The 19,303-nt window shown below is 73.3% G+C and carries 13 protein-coding genes; 8 read left to right on the top strand and 5 right to left on the bottom strand.

The features are described from left to right. Positions 1-3: 3 nt before the first annotated feature. The 3 genes from scpA to ACZ60X_RS04765 form a co-directional block, all read right to left on the bottom strand. A complete protein-coding gene (gene scpA / locus ACZ60X_RS04755; protein WP_469593296.1) occupies positions 4-2,178 on the bottom strand; it encodes a methylmalonyl-CoA mutase in 2,175 nt (724 codons plus the stop codon). Next, the gene (locus ACZ60X_RS04760) at positions 2,178-3,983 is read right to left on the bottom strand and encodes a methylmalonyl-CoA mutase family protein (protein WP_469593298.1); all 1,806 of its coding nucleotides are present in this window, start codon (positions 3,981-3,983) and stop codon (positions 2,178-2,180) included. The genes scpA and ACZ60X_RS04760 overlap by 1 nt, the downstream gene beginning before the upstream one ends. 171 nt (positions 3,984-4,154) lie before the next feature. After that, positions 4,155-4,676, bottom strand: a complete 522-nt coding sequence (locus tag ACZ60X_RS04765; protein WP_469593300.1) for a MarR family winged helix-turn-helix transcriptional regulator — start codon at positions 4,674-4,676, stop codon at positions 4,155-4,157. Between the two features lie 127 nt (positions 4,677-4,803). Here ACZ60X_RS04765 and ACZ60X_RS04770 point away from each other — a divergent pair, with 127 nt between their 5' ends. Further along, positions 4,804-5,319 carry a YceI family protein gene (locus ACZ60X_RS04770; protein WP_469593303.1) on the top strand — a complete coding sequence of 172 codons (516 nt, stop codon included), beginning with the start codon at positions 4,804-4,806 and terminating at the stop codon, positions 5,317-5,319. Positions 5,320-5,424: 105 nt separating this feature from the next. On the opposite strand, the gene ACZ60X_RS04775 is transcribed toward ACZ60X_RS04770, so the two are convergent. Further along, on the bottom strand, positions 5,425-7,137 hold the full coding sequence (locus ACZ60X_RS04775) for a hypothetical protein (protein ID WP_469593305.1): 1,713 nt from the start codon (positions 7,135-7,137) through the stop codon (positions 5,425-5,427). Between the two features lie 278 nt (positions 7,138-7,415). Between ACZ60X_RS04775 and ACZ60X_RS04780 the strand changes: the two genes are divergently transcribed. The 4 genes from ACZ60X_RS04780 to ACZ60X_RS04795 all read left to right on the top strand — a co-directional run bounded on the left by ACZ60X_RS04780 (position 7,416) and on the right by ACZ60X_RS04795 (position 11,077). Further along, a complete protein-coding gene (locus tag ACZ60X_RS04780) occupies positions 7,416-7,805 on the top strand; it encodes a cell division protein SepF (protein WP_469593307.1) in 390 nt (129 codons plus the stop codon). A gap of 1,012 nt (positions 7,806-8,817) precedes the next feature. Continuing rightward, on the top strand, positions 8,818-10,086 hold the full coding sequence (locus ACZ60X_RS04785) for an AAA family ATPase (protein ID WP_469593309.1): 1,269 nt from the start codon (positions 8,818-8,820) through the stop codon (positions 10,084-10,086). Then, positions 10,070-10,438: a nucleotide pyrophosphohydrolase gene (locus ACZ60X_RS04790; protein WP_469593311.1), complete on the top strand. Its 369-nt coding sequence runs from the start codon at positions 10,070-10,072 to the stop codon at positions 10,436-10,438. Before ACZ60X_RS04785 ends, ACZ60X_RS04790 begins: the two co-directional genes overlap by 17 nt. A gap of 168 nt (positions 10,439-10,606) precedes the next feature. Continuing rightward, complete coding sequence (locus ACZ60X_RS04795) at positions 10,607-11,077, top strand: DUF6099 family protein (RefSeq protein WP_469593313.1); 471 nt, start codon at positions 10,607-10,609, stop codon at positions 11,075-11,077. Positions 11,078-11,659: 582 nt separating this feature from the next. Here the strand turns inward: ACZ60X_RS04795 and ACZ60X_RS04800 are convergent. Continuing rightward, positions 11,660-12,580: an LLM class F420-dependent oxidoreductase gene (locus ACZ60X_RS04800; protein ID WP_469593315.1), complete on the bottom strand. Its 921-nt coding sequence runs from the start codon at positions 12,578-12,580 to the stop codon at positions 11,660-11,662. Positions 12,581-13,674: 1,094 nt separating this feature from the next. On the opposite strand from ACZ60X_RS04800, the gene ACZ60X_RS04805 reads away from it, so the two are divergent. From ACZ60X_RS04805 to ACZ60X_RS04815, 3 genes are all read left to right on the top strand, one after another. Then, positions 13,675-14,613 (top strand): CbrC family protein, encoded by a 939-nt coding sequence (locus ACZ60X_RS04805; protein WP_469593318.1) that lies wholly within the window; start codon positions 13,675-13,677, stop codon positions 14,611-14,613. A 222-nt stretch (positions 14,614-14,835) separates the two neighbouring features. Then, the gene (locus ACZ60X_RS04810) at positions 14,836-16,299 is read left to right on the top strand and encodes a 3' terminal RNA ribose 2'-O-methyltransferase Hen1 (protein ID WP_469593320.1); all 1,464 of its coding nucleotides are present in this window, start codon (positions 14,836-14,838) and stop codon (positions 16,297-16,299) included. Next, entirely contained in the window at positions 16,296-18,896 is a 2,601-nt protein-coding gene (locus tag ACZ60X_RS04815; RefSeq protein ID WP_469593322.1) for a polynucleotide kinase-phosphatase, read from the top strand. The genes ACZ60X_RS04810 and ACZ60X_RS04815 overlap by 4 nt, the downstream gene beginning before the upstream one ends. Positions 18,897-19,303 lie beyond the last annotated feature (407 nt).

Genomic DNA, 19,303 nt, shown 5'->3' on the forward strand with positions numbered 1-19,303 from the left:
GCGCTACAGCTCGTGGCCCAGGTCGCCCGACAGGCGCTTGACCAGGTCGTACGCGGCGTCCGGGATCACCGTCCCGGGCAGGAACACCTCCGCCGCGCCCATCTGCCGCAGCGTCGGCACGTCCTGCGGCGGGATCACCCCGCCGACCACGATCATGATGTCCTCCCGGCCCTCCTCGGCCAGCTGCTCGCGCAGGGCCGGCACGAGGGTCAGGTGGCCGGCCGCCAGCGACGACACCCCGACCACGTGCACGTCGGCCTCCACCGCCTGGCGGGCGACCTCCTGCGGGGTCTGGAACAGCGGGCCGACGTCGACGTCGAAGCCGAGGTCGGCGAAGGCGGTCGCGATCACCTTCTGGCCGCGGTCGTGGCCGTCCTGGCCCATCTTGGCGACCAGGATGCGCGGCCGGCGTCCCTCGGCCTCCTCGAAGGCCTCGACCAGGGCGCGGGTGCGGTCCACGTTCGGGGACTGTCCTGCTTCGTTGCGGTACACGCCGGAGATCGTACGGATCTGGCTCGCGTGCCGGCCGTACACCTTCTCCAGGGCGTCCGAGATCTCGCCGACCGTCGCCTTGGCGCGGGCCGCCCGCACCGCCAGCTCCAGCAGGTTCTCCCTGCCGTCGGCCGCCCGCGTGAGCGCGTCGAGCGCGTCCCGGCAGGCCTGTTCGTCCCGCTCCGCCCGCAGCCGGCGCAGCTTGTCGATCTGCTGCGCGCGCACGGCCGAGTTGTCGACCTTCAGCACCTCGATCTGCTCGTCGCTGTCCACCCGGTACTTGTTGACGCCGATCACCGGCTGGCGGCCGGAGTCGATCCGGGCCTGGGTGCGGGCCGCGGCCTCCTCCACGCGCAGCTTCGGGATGCCCGCGTCGATGGCCTGCGCCATGCCGCCCGCCTGCTCGACCTCCTGGATGTGCGCCCAGGCCTTGCGCGCCAGGTCGTACGTCAGCCGCTCCACATAGGCGCTGCCGCCCCACGGGTCGATGACCCGGGTGGTGCCCGACTCCTGCTGGATGAGCAGCTGGGTGTTGCGGGCGATCCGCGCGGAGAAGTCCGTCGGCAGCGCGAGGGCCTCGTCCAGGGCGTTGGTGTGCAGCGACTGGGTGTGGCCCTGGGTCGCGGCCATCGCCTCGACCGCCGTACGTGTGACGTTGTTGAACACGTCCTGCGCGGTCAGCGACCAGCCCGAGGTCTGCGAATGGGTGCGCAGCGAAAGGGACTTGGTGTTCTTCGGGTCGAACTGTCCGACCAGCTTGGCCCACAGCAGGCGGGCCGCGCGCAGCTTCGCGATCTCCATGAAGAAGTTCATGCCGATCGCCCAGAAGAACGACAGGCGCGGCGCGAACGCGTCCACGTCCAGGCCCGCCTCCCGCCCGGCGCGGATGTACTCCACGCCGTCCGCGAGCGTGTACGCCAGCTCCAGGTCGGCCGTCGCGCCCGCCTCCTGGATGTGGTAGCCGGAGATGGAGATCGAGTTGTAGCGCGGCATCTTCCGCGAGGTGTACGCGAAGATGTCGGAGATGATCCGCATCGACGGCTTCGGCGGGTAGATGTAGGTGTTGCGGACCATGAACTCCTTGAGGATGTCGTTCTGGATGGTCCCGGCCAGCTTCTCGGGCGGTACGCCCTGTTCCTCGGCCGCCACGATGTACAGCGCCAGCACCGGCAGCACGGCGCCGTTCATCGTCATCGACACGGTCATCCGGTCCAGCGGGATGCCGTCGAAGAGCTGGCGCATGTCGAGAATCGAGTCGATGGCCACGCCCGCCATGCCGACGTCACCCGTCACACGCGGGTGGTCGCTGTCGTAGCCCCGGTGCGTGGGCAGGTCGAAGGCGACCGACAGGCCCTTCTGGCCCGCAGCCAGGTTGCGCCGGTAGAACGCGTTGGACTCCTCGGCGGTGGAGAAGCCCGCGTACTGGCGGATCGTCCAGGGCTGGTTGACGTACATCGTCGGGTAGGGGCCGCGCAGGTACGGCGCGATGCCCGGGTAGGTGCCGAGGAAGTCCAGGCCCTCCAGGTCACGGCCGGTGTACAGCGGCTTGACCCCGATGCCCTCCGGGGTCTCCCACAGCGGCTGTTCGCCCCCGGTCGCCTGCTCGACGGCCGCCTGCCACCGCTCGGCGCTGCCGTCGGCGACCGGGGTCCCCAGCTCGATGCCGGAGAAGTCGGGGATTCCCATCAGGACACTCCCATGCGGTCGAGGGTCGTGGACAGGACGTCGACGGCGTCGCAGCCCGCGAAGACGTACGCGTCGATGCCGGGGTGGTCGCCCCGGCCCGCGAGGAACACATGCCGGGCGCCGGCCGCCTTCAGCGACGCGGCGGCCTGCTCCGCCTCCTCGGCGTAGCGCGCGTCGCTGGAACACAGCACGGCCTCGGTGGCGCCGCTGTCCGCGAAGCCGCCCTCGGTGACCGGCTCGATGCCGCCCGCCTGGAACAGGTTCGCGGCGAACGTGGCGCGCGCGGTGTACTCGGCGGCCGTGCCGAGCGTCGCGAGGAAGATCCGAGGCCGGGCGCCGGTCGCCGCCAGATGGGCGTCGGAGCGGGCGCGCAGGTCCTCGAACGCCTCGTCGCGGCGCACGCGCGGCAGCCCTCCGGACGGCGGTTCGGGTGCCGGCTCGCGCTCGACCGGCTTCTCGGCCAGCAACGGGAACTCGCTGACGCCGGTGATGGGTTCGCGCCGCTTGGCGAGCTTCTTGGAGCGCTCCGCCCACGTCGTGGCGAGGTCGGTGCGCAGCCGGCCGGAGCGCAGGACGGCCGCCTGGCCCCCGTCGCGTTCGATCGACCGGAAGAACTCCCAGGCGGCCCGGGCGAGTTCGTCGGTCAGCCGCTCCACGTACCAGGAGCCGCCGGCCGGGTCGATGACGCGAGCCAGGTGCGACTCCTCGATGAGGATCGTGGAGGTGTTGCGCGCGATGCGCCGGGCGAACGCGTCCGGCAGGCCCAGCGCGTGGTCGAACGGCAGCACGGTGACGCAGTCGGCGCCGCCCACGCCCGCGGCCAGCGTCGCGACCGTCGTGCGCAGCATGTTCACCCACGGGTCGCGGCGGCTCATCATCACCGGCGAGGTCACCACGTGCTGCACCTGCGCGCCCGCGTCCTGCGCCCCGGACACCTCGGCGACCCGCGCCCACAGCCGGCGCGCGGCGCGCAGCTTGGCGATGGTCAGGAACTGGTCGGCGGTGGCCGCGTAGCGGAACTCCAGCTGCCCGGCGGCCTGTTCGAGACCGAGGCCCGCCTCGGTCAGCTCGCGCAGATAGGCGACGCCGGTGGCGAGGGAGGCGCCCAGCTCCTGCGCGGCCGAGCCGCCGGCCTCGTGGTACGGCAGCGCGTCCACCGTCAGCGCGCGCAGGCCGGGGTACCGCTCGGCGCAGCGCGCGGCGAGGGCGGCGTACGGCGCGAAGGGGAGGGCGGTGCCGGTACGGGCCTCGTGACCGAGCGGATCGCCACCGAGGGTGCCGCGCGCGGCCTCGGGGCCGACGCCCTGCTCGGCGTACAGCCGCAGCAGCGCCTCGGCGGCGGCCTCCGTGTCGCGGCCCGCGTCGAGGGCGACCGGGGCCAGGTCGAGGTAGACACCGTCGAGCGCGCGGGGCAGGTCGGCGACCGGGATGCCGCCCTCGCCCAGCACCAGCCACAGCGAGGTGCCGCCGTTCTCCAGGTCGGCGGCCACGGCGCCCTCGGCGAGCGCCGCGTGCCGCTGCCGTACGTCCCAGCCGCCCGTGATGTTGCCCTCGGGGCGGCTGCCGCGCAGGTAGGGGGCGAAGCCGGGCAGGCCGGGGTCGGGCGCGGCGTCGCGCGCGGTGTAGAGGGGGCGCGTGCGCAGCCCGTCCTCCAGCGTCGTGGACAGGGCGTCCTCAGCTGCCGCGCCCGAGACTTCCTTGCCCGACTTGCGCAGCACGCCCTCGACCAGGCGTTGCCACTGCTCGTGCGTCGCGTCAGGGAACTCGGCGGCCAGTGAGAGCCCGTCGTCAGGCAGGACCGTCATGGCTCGGATGCTAGGGCAAGGGGCCAAAGCGAGGGTGAAGCGCGGCTTGTGAGGTTTCCCTCCTTGCGTTTGTGACCTGCGCCTCTCGTGCGAGTGCCGCCGGTGTTCAGGGGTCCGCTAGGGGCCCGGTGGGGGTTCGCAGGGGGGTGGCCGAGGGGGCGGGCGGGGCTGTCAGCGGGCCGCGGGCTCCCCGCCGAGGCCCGTGTGCGCGGCGTCCGGCACGAGCGCGCACATGGCCGCGCGCTGCTCGCTGCCCATGCAGTCGGCGAGGGCCTCCCGGACGGTTCCGGCGAGCAGGGCGGAGGTCTCGCGCAGCGACTCGCGCGCCTTGCCGGTGAGCACGACCTCCACGCCCCGCTTGTCGCCGCAGACCGAGCGGCGGTTGACCAGGCCGGCCCGCTGCAGACAGGCGATCTGGTAGGTGAGCCGGGTCTTGGGGCGGCCGAGGAGGTCGGCGACCTGGGTCATGCGCAGCCCGGTGCGCGGCCGTTCGGCCAGCAGGCACAGGATGAGGAACTCGTCGTGGGAGACGTCGAGGGTCTCCTTCACCACCGTGCGCATCCGCTGCTCCACCGCCCCCGTCGCGGCCAGCAGCACCATCCAGGCGCGCAGCTCGTCCGGGAGCAGCCGTTCGCCGCCCTCGGCCAGCGGGCATCCGGGCTGGTCGGCGGCGGGGGTGGCGGCGGCGGACATGGGGGAAGTCTACCCGTTGTGCATTTTTGGACGATCAGGTTGTCCAAATTTGGATGAGACGCTAGCGTGAGCGGCGCATCGGTTATCCAAATTTGAACCACTCACAGCACTCGTCGGGAGTACGACCATGACCATCGCCGTGGAAACAGGTACCTGGCAGCTCGACCCCAGCGCGTCCACCGTGGCGCTGCGGCACCGGACGATGTGGGGTCTCGTCACCGTCAAGGGGACGTTCACCGCGATCAGCGGCGGGGGAGAGGTGCGCCCCGACGGCTCGGCCACCGGCACCGTGACCCTGGACGCAGCCTCCCTGGACACCAAGCACGCCAAGCGGGACGCCCACCTGCGCGGGACGGACTTCTTCGACGCCGACCGGCACCCGGAGATCACCTTCGCCGTCCAGAGCGCCGAGCGCCTCGACGCGGACGGTGTACGGTTCACCGGCCGGCTGACCGTACGGGGCGTCAGCCGGCCCCAGACCCTCACCGCCCGCCTGGCCTCGGCGGACACCGACGCGCTCGCGCTGGAGGCCGAGTTCACCGTGGACCGCGAGCAGTTCGGCATGGGCTGGAACCAACTGGGCATGATGCGCGGCCTGACCACGGTGACGGCCGCACTGCGCTTCACGCGCGCGGGCTCCTGAGAAACGCGCGCGTGCCGGGGCGCGTGCGCTGGTGGAGCGCGGATGGCTCGGGGTGCTCGGGTGCTGGTGGACCGTGGGCGGCGGGGGAGCGTGGGGGCCGGGGTGTCAGCCCTTCAGGCCCAGTTCGGAGCGCCGTACGTCATGGGTCGACAGCGTCTGCGGGGTCGCCGTGAAGGCGCGCAGCCGGAACCGGGTGTTCTTCTGCGCCGGCAGCGGAAAGCGGCCCCCCGGCGCCCGCAGCACGACGGTCGCCGTGCCGTGCGCCGGGATCGTGGCCGGGCCGCGGGCCAGCGACCAGTACTGCCCCATGCCCTGGCCCGTCGTGAGCATGTAGTGCGGGGTGAGCGGGCCGCCGCCGGTGTTGGTGACCTTCAGGGTCAGCGAGGACAGCGCGTCCGCCGAGGCGTGCCGGGCCGTCACGACGCCCATGCGCAGCGGCGGACCGCCCGTCGCCGCCACCGTCGCGCTCGCCAGCGCGGGCAGCACCAGCAGCACCACCGCCCCGGCCGGCAGGGGCTTGCGCCGCCGGGCCGTCAGCCACGCGGGCCGCGGCTGCCACGCGCCCGAGAAGTCCGACGGGGCAGTGGTGACCGCCGCCGCGAGCCACAGCGGCGTCATCAGCACGTAGTAGCCGTCCTGCGAGCGGGTCGCGAGGAAGAAGACGCACCAGGGCAGCACGGTCACGGCCGGCCCGAGCCGCCGGACGAACAGCACGAACAGCGCCAGCAGACCGGCGGCGAGCAGCATGCTCGCGTGGCTGTACCAGTCGAGCCGGTCGCTGCCGTCCGTGAAGTACAGGGAGATGCCCACCAGCCCCTGGCCGTGCACCACCGCGCCCTGCGTCAGCGGCAGGACGATGCCGCGGATCCACGGGCCGGGCTCGGTCACGACGAAGTAAGCGTTGATCGAGAGCCAGGTCAGGGCCGCGATGCCCGTCACCCGCAGCACCACGCGCCCCGCCTCGCGCCCGCCCAGCTCGCCACGGCGTACGGCGTAGATCCCGGCGAGCAGGAACGGTGTGAGGAACCAGGGCAGTTGCTGGGCCGCGCACGCGGCGCCCAGGCACGCGGCCCGCGCGATCCCGGCCGCGCCAAGCCGCCCCCCGGCACCCAGCCGCGGCCAGTGCGCCACCACCGGGATCAGCAGGGCCAGGGCGACGATCGCCGGGTAGCCCTGGCGGCCGTACATCGGCAGGAAGCCGAAGCCCAGGCAGGCCATCGTGGCCGCCGAGCGCCACGGCGCCGGCAGCGCCCGCCACAGCACGACCGTGCCCACGAGCAGCGCGCCGGTCGCCGCCGCGGTGGCCGGCATGCCGCCGTGGCCCAGCCACAGGAACGGCAGGGTGAGCAGCGGGGTCAGCGGCGGATAGCCGTACGTGAAGTCGTACCCGCCGTCCGTCGTCGGCGTCAGGGCGACGTTCGGGTCGCGGAACAGCCACGGCCACGGGTGGTCGTACACCTGGTGCCCGCCCGCGATCTCCCGCGCGGCCTGCGTGGTCAGGACCGCCTCGTCGCCGCCCGCGTGGTTCAGCGCCCAGGTGCACAGGGCGAGCGTGATCGCCGTCACCAGCACGACCAGGTCCAGGCGGGCCAGGGAGCGCGCCCGGCGGACCGTGAGCGCGAGGACACCGGTCACGAGGATCGAGGCGTAGCAGACGGAGATGACGGCCGCGAGGACCAGCCGGTGTGTCGCCGCCTGTGTCCACACCGTGCGGGTGCCGATGAACAGGCTGACGTCGGCGAGCAGGGTCAGCACGCGATGCCACTGCGCGGGCGCCTCGGAGGCGGCCCGGCCGTGTGGTCCCGGAGCGGCGGACACCGCCGACTGCGTCCGCCGGCCGGGTGTCACCCGCGGTGTTTCTGCCAAGTGCACAGCAGCGGAAGCTACTGACGGCAGATGGCCATGACATGGCCGCCTGTGAAGAACCAGGTGTGAGGGAAGTGAGAAGCGGACGAACGCGCACCTTTGCCTCAGGTCACCCGGACCGTGGCGCACCGGATCGGTCGCGCACCGTGTCGTTGTTGGGCCGAACGGGTGACTTGGCGTAAGAATTGACCGGTGCAGGAATTGAGTGCGAGTCAGATCGGGGGGAGCCGGTGAGCCGTTACGACGTCACCGATGAACAGTGGGAAGGGCTCGCCCAGGTCGTGCCGCTGCGGGGCCGGGACGCGTGGCCGTCCGCGGTGAACCACCGCGCGCTGCCGGACGCCGAGACCGAGACCCGGCGCCGGTTCGTGGTCCTGCGCGTCAATGTCTTCGCGGACGCCCGCGACGTCGCCGAGACCCTGATGGCCGGCGCGCCGGTCCTGCTCGACCTCTCCGGCGCCGAGACCGAGGTCGCCAAGCGCGTCCTCGACTTCAGCACGGGCGTCGTCTTCGGCCTGGGCAGCGGGATGCACCGCGTCGACCGCAACGTGTTCCTGCTGACCCCGCCCGGGACCGAGGTCAGCGGACTGATGGAGGGGGCGGGGATCTCGGGGGCTTGAGCGCGCCCGGGGCGATCTCTGCGCGGGCGCCGGGCGATCCCCCTCCACGGTTTCCCGCGTGATCGCTCTGCACGTGCGCCGGGCGACCGGTCGGGGTGGGCACCCCGGCGCTCTTCGTGAGCGTCCTCTGCGTGATCGCCGAGCGTCCTCTGGGTGATCGTCGTGCGCGGGCGCCGGGCGTACCCGGTGCGGGTGCGCCGGGCGACGCGTCTGGGCGTTGTCGGTGCTCTCCGTGAGCGTTCTCTTAGGGGTCGTCGTGCGCGTGCGCCGGGCGACCCGTCCAGGTGTTGCCGGGCGATCTCCGTGCGCGGTTCCGTGGGCGATCGCTCCATGCGGTGCCCCGGGGTCGCTTTGGCCGGGGCACCGGGGGACGCTTCGTCCCGGGCTCCGGGGGGCGCTCTGTGCGGGGCTCCGGCGAGCCCTCTTCGCGGTGCGTTGGGCGGTCTGTGTGCACGCCCCATGCGTCCCTCCGCGCGCCGGGTCATCTCCATGCGCGCCCGCTGGGTGATGTGTCTGCGTGGCACCCTTGGGTGATTTGTCTGTGTGGCGATCCGGGGTGATCCGTCTGCGCGAGGCGTCGGGCGACTTCTGTGGGTGCCTCGCGGGTGTACCGGACGCGCGTGCCGGGCGATTTCCATGCGCGCCCGCTGGGTGATCTGTCTGTGTGGCGCCCCTGGGCGGTCGCTCTGTGCGGCGCTCCGAGGTCTCTCCGCGTGGCGCGTCGGGCAGGCTCTGCGCGCGCACCGGGTGAGCCCTCTGTGTGCCCCGTGCGGTCCTTCCGCGCGCACCGGCCGGTCACCGTGCGCGGCGCCCTGGGCAATCCCTCTGTGCGCGGCCGCCGGCAGCTCCTCTCCGGGCCCGGTGGGCAGTTCCTTCTGCGCATCGCGGCCGACTGGCTTTCCACACCCATGGGTTGGCTCCCGGCGCGCCGTTCCCGCCGGTCGTCCCCCGATCGTAGGAAGGCCGGCGGGCAAAACGGTTCGGCGGAGCGGTGGAGTTCTACCGTCCGCACATGGTCGTGCCTTCCGTGTCCGACGGGACCGTGCCCGTGCAGTCCCCCGAGGTCCCCGAGTCCCGCGAGCCCCTCGACGAGCGGACCGGCTCCGCGGCGCAGTCCCGTGCGCCGGAGGGCGCGTCGGCCTGTCTCGACGCGCCCGATGTGCGGGCGCGGGTCACCGAGTTGCGGCTGTCGGCCTTCGCCGGGCACCGGCGCGCCGCGTTCCCGCTCGGGCCCGTCACCGTGCTCGCGGGCTCCAGCGGCGCGGGCAAGACGACGGCACTCATGGCGTCCGAGGCGCTCGCCCGGCTGGCCGGCGGGGCGCCGCTCGCCGAGGCGTTCGCGGACCCGCTCGCCTGTGTGCCGCAGCGGGCGCGCCCCGACGCCGGCGGGCGCCGGGGCTTCCGGATCGGCTGTACGGCCGACGGCGCCGCGGGACCCGTCCGGCTCGACCTCGCCGTACAGGCCGAACCGGCTCTGCGGATCGCGGGGGAGCGGCTGACCGCGGACGGGGTCGTCCTGTTCCAGACCGCCCTGCGCGACCCGTCCCGCCGGGCCGTCCAGGCCGCCTGGCACACCGCGGGCTCCGCCCCCGTGACCCGTGCCCCGTTCCCCGACGACCGGCTCGGCACCGCCCTGCTGCCGCTGCGCGTGGCCGGCAAGACGGACGGGCAGCGCCATGTGCTCGCCGCGGCCGAGCAGATGCTGGTCGCCCTGCGCTCCGTCTTCCCCTGCGACCCCCGCCCCGAGCACATGCGCACCCCCGTCCCCACGGGCTCCGGCCGGCTGCTGCCCGGCTGCGACAACCTCGCCGACGTGCTGTGGCGCACCCGCGCCGAATGCGCCCGACGGCACGGCCTGCTGGTCGAGGTGCTGCGCGAGGGCTGCGCCGGGCCGGTGGCCGACCTGGTCGCCGAGCCGCAGACCGACGGCACGGTACGGGCGCTGCTCGACCGTGGCGACGGCCCGCGCACCGAGCTGGCCCGGCTCGGGGACGGTGAACTCCGGTTCCTCGCACTGGCGTTGGTGCTGCTGACCGGCCCCGGCGTACTGGCCGTGGACACTCCCGGCGAGGTGCCGGACGCGCTGCGCTGCCTCACCGTCCTCGCCGACGGCTTCGACCGCAGCCTCGATCCCGCCCAGCGCCTGGCACTGTTGCGGACGGCGGCCCGGATGGGCGCGCGCGGGCACATCCGGTGCCTGGGGGCGGTGAGTGACAGCTCATGGGCCACCGGGGTGGAGGGCGTCACGGTGGTAGACCTGGACCGTGACCGAACCCTTTGACCTGGCCCGACTCCAGCGCCGGCTCGCCGAGTTCGCGGCGGCGCGGAACTGGCAGCCCTACCACACGCCCAAGAACCTCGTCACCGCCCTGTCGGTGGAGGCCTCCGAACTCGTCGAGATCTTCCAGTGGCTGACCCCGGAGGAGTCCGCGCGGGTGATGGACGACCCCCGTACCGCGCACCGCGTCGAGGACGAGGTCGCCGACGTCCTCGCCTACCTGCTGCAGTTCTGCGACACCCTCGGCATCGACCCCCTGGCCGCGCTGTCCGCCAAGATCGACCGCAATGAACGTCGTTTTCCGGTCGCCGGGAACGCCGGCGGTGACGAACCGGGCCAACTGCCGGAGTCCTGAAGTCCGATATCACGCTCCGTAGCTAAATCGCCTGTCGAATCCGAATTGTTGTCCACAAATTTCCCCTCACCTCTGGCTTTTCGTCTCACGCACCCTCACTCTGGGTAGTGAACAAGTGAGCCCCATCAGACGGTGCGGGACGGCAAGTGGAGGGACCGGGGGCGACCTATGGATGCGATACGGCTCATTCTCGCGAGCAGGCGAGCCCTGGCGAGCAGCGCGGACGCAGGCGAAATCATGGCGGAGGTGTGGCAGGCCCAGGCCCTGGCCCAGGCGATCGGCAGCCGGCTCGCGGTGTCCGGCCCGCCGGAGCTGCGCGGCGAGGCGCTCGGCCTGACCGAGCTGGCGGGCCGGGGCTGCGGCGTCCTCGACCCGCCCGAACTGGACCCCGGCGAACTGCGCGCAGCCCAGCTCACCGAGCTGGACGACGCCCGCGAGACCCTGCTCTGCCTCGGAGGTCTGCTCGGCGAGGTCGGCATGGCGCTGGTCGGCATGGCGAGCGCCGCCGCCGACGAGGCGACGTACTGGCAGTGCATGGAGGCCATCGACGCGGCTGACGAGTCCGGTGACCGCGTCCGGGAGATGCTGCGCAAACTGGCGGCGCGCGAGGAGGTGTTACCGGAGCGGGAGTACGGATGACGCTCAGCCTGCGTCGTCCGTCCCCGGCTGCCCCGGGTCCTGAGCCCGGACCGGAACCGAAACCGGTCCCGGTGCCGGTGCGAGACGCGCGGCGTGCACACCCGCCGGCTCCGACGGATCCGCGTTCAGCGCCGCCATCAGCTCTTCCCTCTGCTCCAGCAGCCCCTTCGGCTGCCCGGCGGAGCCCACTACCTCGGACACCACGGCCTCCCGGGCCCCCGGCCCGCCAGGGCCGGCGCGACGACGCGCGACGGCGGCCACCGCCCGGCGCGAGCGCCGGAAGGTCCGGCACCGACGTCCTGACGATCACCGGACCGGGCCGGTCACCCGCTCGGCGTGCCGTGCACCTCGACGGCCGGCGCCGCTCCCGTGCTCCCCGCTCACACCCCCGGGTCGAAGCGCGGTGGCAGCGGCCCGGCCGTCCCAGGACTTGCGTCCGCCGGGCAGCCTGCGCCGGATCTCGTCGAGGGTCGGCAGGAAGACGCGGACGGGGCTGCACGCGCGCGGAGATTCGCCGTCGATCCCATGTCCCGCGTGCGCAGGACGCGGCGGGGCGGCACCCGCGGCAACGCGCGGCGTCCCTCACACCTGCGGCATGACCTCCGCGGCGATCAGCTCCAGCTGGTCCAGGTCGTCAAGGTCCAGGAGCTGGAGATAGACGCGCTGCGAGCCGACGGACTTGTACCGCCCCAGCTTCTCCACGACCTCCGCGGGCGATCCGGCGAGACCGTTGAGCTTCAGCTCCTCCACCTCTCGCCCGATGACGTCAGCCCGGCGCTTCACGTCGGCGTCCGTCTTGCCGACGCACACGACGAGAGCGTTCGAGTAGACGAGGTCGTCACCCTTCCGGCCGCGCTCTTCCGCAGCGGCGCGGACACGGGCGAACTGACGCTCACTGTCCTCGACGGACGCGAACGGGATGTTGAACTCGTCGGCGTACTGCGCCGCCAGCGCCGGAGTCCGCTTCGCGCCATGGCCGCCGATGAGCACGGGCACCTTGCCCTGCGCCGGCTTCGGCAGAGCCGGGGAGTCCTGGAGCTGGTAGTACTTCCCGTCGAAGTCGAACCGCTGGCCGACGGGCGTACTCCACAGGCCCGTCACCACGGCAAGCTGCTCCTCCAGGCGGCCGAACTTCTCCTTCGGGAAGGGGATGCCGTACGCCTTGTGCTCTTCCTCGTACCAGCCGGAGCCGAGACCGAGCTCGACCCGTCCGCCGGACATCTGGTCGACCTGAGCCACCTGGATGGCCAGGACGCCGGGGAGGCGGAAGGTCCCCGCCGTCATCAGCGTGCCGAGACGGATGCGGCTGGTCTCGCGTGCGATGCCGGCGAGCGTGATCCAGGCGTCCGTGGGCCCGGGGAGCCCGTCGACGTTGCCCATGTGGAGGTAGTGGTCAGACCGGAAGAACGCCCCGTAGTGAAGCTCTTCAGCAGTCTTCGCGACACGGAGGAGCGTCTCATAGGCCGCCCCTTGCTGGGGCTCTGTGAAAACTCGAAGATCCATGCATCCATCATGCATGTCCGTGCTCCGGCGTATGTCCCTGGCGCACCCGGACAGGGCGTGGCTTCGGCGCTGTCACCGGGGCGCGAGGGCCGACGGCCCCCGGTGATGCGGGTGCGAAATGCCGCTTGCCAACCCCCTTGCAACGGGGCGTGGTTCAGCGGCCAGAGCCGTAGTCCCGGGAGCGGGGAGTGGGAGGTTCGAATCCGCCCCGCCCGTCCCGATCGGTCAGCGTCTCCACAGGAGCGCGGCGACGCCGGTCACTGCGCTGGACACGAAGGCCAGGAACCGCACGGGGATCCGATCAGAGGTGGCGCGGAAGCTGCCAACGCGAAGTTCGAAGTAGGGCCTGGAACGCGCCGTCTGTGGCATCTGTGTACCTCCCCGCCTGAGGGGCCGGTGATGCTAAACCCTGCACGTTCCCATTTTGCGCCTTTGTGAAGGCTCCGTGCACGCATGACACAGCTCCGCCGCGGAGGAGAGTTCCCGCGGCGGGGCGGCACGACGTTCCACGCCGGGAGCTTCACCTCGAACGCGGCACCGGCGTCGGGGTCGTCCGTGCGGGCGCGTACGGTGCCCGTATGTGGCGGCGTGGAGCCGGGCCTCGGTGGCCTCGGGGCCGTTCTCCCCGGCCGGGCAGCGGAAGCGGGTCGGCAGATCGGCACCGGGTTCGCGTCGCGGGCGACCGGCCGGCGCGCGAGGACCCGTCCCGGTCCGCGAGGGCGCGGTGCCGGTGTCCGGGCGCCCAGGCGTCACGGGCCGCGGGCACGGCCGCCCGGGTACCCGGCGCGCACAGCCGCCCCGGACGTCCTCAGCCGCCCGCACGCATCGCCGTGTCCGTACCGCCCCGGCGCGGGGCGCCGCTCGGTCCGCCCTCCCGTGCCGTGGGTCGCGGTGTGAGCCGGACGCGCTCCGTGCGGTCCGCCGCCGGCGCGGGACGGCGCCGGCGGATCCCGTGCCCCAACGCCCCGCCGCGCAGCTCTCGGTGTCCGGCGTTGTGCGGCCGTCCGGGGCGGGCGTACGGGCCGGTGTCCCCGGGGTGCCAGTGTGCGTCCGGGGGATGCCGTCCGGGTGCCGGTCTGTGATGGAGTAGGAGCATGGGGTCCGGCATCTACGTCCACGCGTTCCGTGACGGCGACGTCGTGCCGATGGACGCCGCGGCCGTACGCGAGGTGCTGCTGCCGTACGCCCCGTACGACGTGCCCGACGGCGAGCCGGTGGAGTGGGTGCGGGCCGTGGACGGCAGCGATGCCGACGTCTATCTGCACCTCGGGGTGTCCTTCGACCGGCCGGGACCCGGTGTTCTCGACATCGTCGCCGAACTCGCCCGCCGCACCGGCGCCGCCATCGTGCTGCTCGGGGACCCGACGGCGATCGTGACCAGCGAGGCGGACGTGCGGCATCTGCCGGAGGACCTGCGGGCGCGGGCGGTCGTGGTGCCGCCCGCCGCGCTGACCGGGCAGGCGATCGAACAGGTCGTCAGGCCGCGCCCCGAGCCCCGCCGCAGGCCGCTGCTGCCGCCGTTCCCCTACCACCCCGACCCGGTGGCCACCGGCTCCGTGAAGGCCGCCGACGAGCCGTGCGCCTGCTGCGGGCACGACCAGGGCTGGATCTACATTGGCCCCGTCCACGGCGAGGAGGTGCCGGACGGGCGGCTGTGTCCCTACTGCATCGCCTACGGCACGGCGGCCGAGCGCCACGGTGTGTTCTTCAACGACGTCGAGGCGGGCCGGATGCCGCAGGAGGCGGCCCGGCGGATCTGCGAGCGCACCCCCGGCTTCGCCACCTGGCAGGACTGGGGCTGGCCGGAGCACTGCGGTGACGGCGCGGTGTTCCTCGGCGCGGCCGGCGCGCGCGAACTGCGGCCCCACCCGGACGCGTGGGAGTACCTGCGCCGGGAGTGCGCCGGCTGGGGCTGGGCGGCGGAGGCGGTCGAGGAGTTCCTCGCCGCGCTCGACAAGGACGGCCGGCCGACCGCGTACCTCTTCCGCTGCCGCGTCTGCGGCACGCATCTCGCGCGGGCCGACTTCACCTGAGGCGCCGGGCGGAGTCGCCGCCGGCGCGCCGGCAGGCCGGCACCGCGAGGAGGCGGGCGAGAGCGAGAGGCGGACCTCACGCGCGGGGGCGTCCGGCCAGGGCCGGACCACCAGCGCCATGCGCGAGCCCGTTCGTGGGCAACGGGTCCTGACCGAGGCGCACGAGGCGCACAGCGGGAAAACCGGTGGTCACCGGGGTGCGCGGCCGGAAGAATCGGACGGGTGTTCCTGACGATCTCCACGCGCGGCGACGCCGCCCACCCGGCCACCGACCTCGGATACCTGCTGCACAAGCATCCCGGCAAGGCGCAGCGGTTCTCCACGTCCTACGGCACCGCCCACGTCTTCTACCCCGAGGCGGACGAGCAGCGCTGCACCGCCGCGCTGCTGCTGGAGATCGACACGGTCGCGCTGGTCCGGCGGGGCAGGGGCAAGGGCCGTGGCGGCGCGCCGGACGCGGCGCTCGCGCAGTACGTCAACGACCGTCCCTACGCGGCCTCCTCGCTGCTCGCGGTCGCGCTGGGCGGCGTCTTCTCCAGCGCCGTGCGCGGCGTGTGCGCAGCCCGTCCCGAACTCCCCGCGCGGGCACGCCCGTTGCGCATCGAGGTACCCGCGCTGCCAGCGCGCGGCGGCCCCGGCCTGGTCCACCGCCTCTTCGAGCCGCTCGGCTGGCGCGTGACCGCCGAACCGGTGCCGCTCGAAGCCGAGTTCCCCGAGTGGGGCGACTCGCGCTACGTCCGGCTCGCCCTGGAGTCCGAGGAGCTGACCCTCGCCGAGGCACTGCGGCACCTGTACGTCCTGCTGCCGGTCCTCGACGACGCCAAGCACTACTGGGTGTCCTCCGACGAGGTCGACAAGCTGCTGCGCGCGGGCGAGGGCTGGCTGCCGGGACACCCCGAACAGCAGCTCATCACCAGCCGCTACCTCTCGCGCCGCTGGGCTCTGACCCGGCAGGCGACGGAGCGGCTGGAGCTGGTCCGGCTCGCCGAGGCCGACGACAGCGAGGTCGAGGAGATCGACAACGCCGTCGCCGAGGAGACCGAGACCGAGGAGAAGCCGGCCCCGCTCGCCGTCCAGCGCCGCGCGGCGATCCTCGACGCGCTCAGGGCGTCCGGCGCGGCCCGCGTCCTCGATCTCGGCTGCGGACAGGGCCAGTTGGTGCAGGAGCTGTTGAAGGACAGCCGGTTCACGGAGATCGTCGGACTCGACGTGTCCGCGCGGGCGCTCACCATCGCGGCGCGGCGGCTGAAGCTGGACCGCATGGGGGAGCGGCAGGCCTCCCGGGTCCGGCTGCTGCAAGGCTCGCTCGCCTACACCGACCAGCGCCTGAAGGGCTACGACGCCGCCGTGCTCAGCGAGGTGATCGAGCACCTCGACCTGCCCCGGCTACCCGCACTGGAGTACGCGGTGTTCGGCGCGGCCCGCCCGCGCACGGTCCTCGTGACCACCCCGAACGTCGAGTACAACGTCCGCTGGGAGACCCTGCCCGCCGGACACGTCCGGCACGGCGACCACCGCTTCGAGTGGACCCGCGAGGAGTTCCGCGCCTGGGCGCGCACGGTGGCCGGACGGCACGGGTACGACGTGGGGTTCGCGCCGGTCGGACCGGACGACCCGGAGGTCGGGCCGCCCACCCAGATGGCACTGTTCACGATCGAGAGCGAGAAGGAGGCGAAGGCGGCATGACCGAGACCACCGGGACGACCGGGACGACAGGGACCACCCGGACGACCGGGACCACGGGGACGACCGAGTACACGGGACGGGTCCTGCCCGTCACCGACCTCTCCCTCGTCGTCCTCGTCGGTGCCTCCGGCTCCGGCAAGTCCACCTTCGCCCGCCGGCACTTCAAGCCCACCGAGGTGATCTCCTCCGACTTCTGCCGCGGCCTCGTCAGCGACGACGAGAACGACCAGGGCGCGACCCGCGACGCCTTCGACGTCCTGCACTACATCGCGGGCAAGCGGCTGGCCGCGGGCCGCCGCACCGTCGTGGACGCCACCAGTGTGCAGCAGGACAGCCGACGCCAGTTGATCGAGCTGGCGAGGAAGTACGACGTGCTGCCCATCGCCGTCGTGCTCGACGTGCCCGAGGAGGTGTGCGCCGAGCGCAACGCGGCCCGCACCGACCGCGCCGACATGCCCCGCCGGGTGATCCAGCGGCACATCCGCGAACTGCGCCGCTCGCTCAGGCACCTGGAGCGCGAGGGCTTCCGCAAGGTGCACGTCCTGCGCGGCACCGAGGAGGTCGAGAACGCCACCGTCGTCACCGAGAAGCGGTTCAACGACCTGACACACCTGACCGGCCCCTTCGACATCATCGGCGACGTCCACGGCTGCTCGGCCGAACTGGAGGCGCTCCTCGGCAAGCTGGGCTACGCGGACGGCGTGCACCCCGAGGGCCGTACCGCCGTCTTCGTCGGTGACCTGGTCGACCGCGGCCCGGACTCGCCGGGCGTGCTGCGCCGGGTGATGTCCATGGCCGGCTCCGGAAACGCGTTGTGCGTGCCCGGCAACCACGAGAACAAGTACGGCCGCTACCTCAAGGGCCGCAAGGTCCAGCACACCCACGGGCTCGCCGAGACCATCGCCCAGATGGAGGGCGAGAGCGAGGAGTTCAAGGCGGAGGTGCGCCGCTTCCTGGACGGCCTCGTCAGCCACTACGTCCTCGACGGCGGCAAGCTGGTCGTCTGCCACGCCGGCCTGCCCGAGAAGTACCACGGCCGCACCTCCGGCCGGGTCCGCTCGCACGCCCTGTACGGCGACACCACCGGCGAGACCGACGAGTTCGGGCTGCCGGTGCGCTACCCGTGGGCGGAGGACTACCGGGGCCGCGCGGCCGTCGTCTACGGGCACACCCCGGTGCCCGAGGCGAGCTGGCTCAACAACACCATCTGCCTGGACACCGGCGCCGTCTTCGGCGGCAAGCTGACCGCGTTGCGCTGGCCGGAGCGCGAGCTGGTGGACGTACCGGCCGAGCGGGTCTGGTACGAGCCGGCGCGCCCGCTGCGCACCGAGGCACCCGGCGGGCACGACGGCCGGCCGCTGGACCTGGCGGACGTGCACGGCCGCCGGGCCGTGCAGACCCGGCACGCGGGCAAGGTCGCGGTGCGCGAGGACAACGCGGCCGCGGCACTGGAGGTCATGAGCCGCTTCGCGATCGACCCGCGCCTGCTGCCGTACCTGCCGCCGACCATGGCGCCGACGGCGACCTCGCGGGTGGACGGCTACCTGGAGCACCCGCGGGAGGCCTTCGCGCAGTACGCGGCGGACGGTGTCGCGCGGGTCGTGTGCGAGGAGAAGCACATGGGCTCGCGGGCGGTGGCCCTGGTGTGCCGGGACGCGGCGGCGGCCGCCGGCCGCTTCGGCGTGCAGGGCCCGACCGGCTCCCTCTACACGCGCACCGGCCGGCCGTTCTTCGACGACGAGAAGGTGACCGAGGAGATCCTCGGCCGGCTGCGCTCGGCGGTCGGGGAGGCCGGGCTCTGGGACGAACTGGCCACGGACTGGCTGCTGTTGGACGCCGAGCTGATGCCGTGGTCGCTGAAGGCGGCGGGGCTGCTGCGCGGCCAGTACGCGGCGGTGGGTGCCGCGTCGGGAGCGGTGTTCCCGGACGCGCTCGGCGCGCTGGAGGCCGCCGTGTCCCGGGGCGTGGAGGCCGGTGCCCTGCTGGCGCGCCAGCGTGAACGCGCCGCCGACGCGGCCGCGTTCACCGCGGCCTACCGCCGGTACTGCTGGACCACGGACGGCCTGGACGGCGTGCGCCTGGCCCCCTTCCAGCTGCTGGCGGCCCAGGGCCGCAGCCTCGCCGCGCTGCCGCACGACGAGCAACTGGCCCTGATCGACCGGTTGGTGGAGCATGACGGCACCGGGCTGCTCCAGACGACCCGGCGGCTCTACGTCGACACCGGCGATCCGGAGTCGGTCCGGGCGGGCGTCGACTGGTGGCTGGAGATGACCGGCAGCGGCGGCGAGGGCATGGTTGTCAAGCCGGTCGGCGCGCTCGTCCGGAACGGGGACGGCAGGCTGGTGCAGCCCGGCATCAAGTGCCGGGGGCGGGAGTACCTGCGGATCATCTACGGCCCCGAGTACACCCGGCCGGACAACCTCGCCCGGTTGCGGCAGCGGTTCCTGAACCACAAGCGGTCCCTCGCACTGCGCGAGTACGCCCTCGGCCTGGAGGCCCTGGACCGGCTCGCGGACGGCGAGCCGCTGTGGCGGGTGCACGAGGCCGTGTTCGGCGTACTGGCCCTGGAGTCGGAACCAGTGGACCCGAGGCTGTAACCCACCCCGACCCGGCACCGGCCACCGCGCTCGTGCCGACGGCCTGGGCTGTTTGGTGGGCCGGGCGGTGGATGGTGAATGGCGGAGGGTGGATGGCCGCTGGTCGGGGTCAGGGTCCGGGGGCCTATGGCGGGTGGCTCGGTGGTCCTACGGCGGGTGGCCCGGCGGCCCGGTGGAGGGGCCGGTGGCTGGGTGGCGGATGTTCGGCGGCGCATGCTCTGGATTCGGTTCCGGGCTGGGTGGTGGGCCGCCCGGTCTGGCGGCTCGCTGTCGGTGGCTCGGTGGCTCGGTGGCTCGGTGGCTTGGTGGTTCTACGGCGGGTGGCCCGGCGGCCCGGTGGAGGGGCCGGTGGCTGGGTGGCGGATGTTCGGCGGCGCATGCTCTGGATTCGGTTCCGGGCTGGGTGG

Source organism: Streptomyces sp. NPDC104106 (genome assembly GCF_055584345.1).